Origin of the sequence: Vibrio sp. Vb1026 (genome assembly GCF_033338745.1) — a bacterium.
Taxonomy (GTDB): domain Bacteria; phylum Pseudomonadota; class Gammaproteobacteria; order Enterobacterales; family Vibrionaceae; genus Vibrio; species Vibrio alginolyticus.
On record NZ_JAWOTH010000158.1, the window covers coordinates 1 to 1,145 of the forward strand.

The 1,145-nt window shown below is 48.1% G+C and carries 1 protein-coding gene; it reads left to right on the forward strand.

Annotated features, from left to right (window positions below; all coding sequences use genetic code 11):
- Positions 1-25: 25 nt before the first annotated feature.
- Positions 26-1,145, forward strand: a 1,120-nt coding sequence (locus tag R7E47_RS24965; protein ID WP_318085460.1) for an ABC transporter substrate-binding protein, incomplete at its 3' end; no start/stop codon positions are given.

A 1,145-nucleotide genomic window follows, 5' to 3' on the forward strand; every position in this document is an offset into this window, starting at 1 on the left:
ATCCCCGCATGAAGGAGTTATGCAAATGAAAACCATGAAAAGCAAATTAGCAGTGGCGCTAATGGCTGCGGGCCTTAGTTTTAATGCGCTAGCAGCAGATATTAAAGTTGGCTACGCTGCTGACCCAGTATCGCTTGACCCGCATGAGCAATTGTCTGGCGGTACACTGCAAATGTCACACATGGTATTTGACCCTCTAGTTCGTTTCACTCAAACAATGGACTTCGAACCTCGTCTAGCAGAAAGCTGGGAACGTGTTAACGACACAACGGTACGCTTCAAACTGCGTGAAGGCGTGAAGTTCCACTCTGGTAACTCGCTAACAGCGGATGATGTGGTGTGGACATTTGAGCGTCTACAAAGCTCTCCAGACTTTAAAGCGATCTTCGACCCGTACGAGAAAATCGTAAAAGTGGATGACTACACGTTCGATTTGGTTACTAAAGGCCCATACCCACTTGTTCTGCAAACGGCGACGTACATCTTCCCTATGGACAGCAAGTTCTACTCAGGTAAGACAGAAGACGGCAAAGACAAGTCTGAGCTAGTGAAGCACGGTAACTCATTTGCATCGACTCACGTTTCCGGTACTGGCCCATTCATCGTGACATCACGTGAACAAGGCGTAAAAGTGGAATTTGAACGCTTCAAAGATTACTGGGATAAAGCGTCGAAAGGTAACGTTGATAAGCTAACGCTAGTACCAATCAAAGAAGACGCGACTCGTGTGGCTGCGCTTCTTTCTGGTGGCGTCGATATGATTCACCCAGTAGCGCCAAACGATCACCAACGTGTGAAAGATGCGAAAGGCATCGATCTCGTGACACTACCTGGTACGCGAATCATCACGTTCCAAATGAACCAAAACAGCAATGAAGCGTTGAAAGACGTGCGCGTTCGTCAAGCTATCGTGCATGCGATCAACAACGAAGGCATCGTGAAGAAAATCATGAAAGGCTTCGCGACAGCTGCTGGTCAGCAAAGCCCTGCGGGTTACGTTGGCCACAACGAAAAACTGGTTCCTCGCTACGATCTGAAGAAAGCTAAAGAGCTGATGAAAGAAGCGGGCTACGAGAACGGCTTTGCCCTAACTATGATTGCGCCAAACAACCGTTACGTGAACGATGCAAAAGTTGCACAGGCTG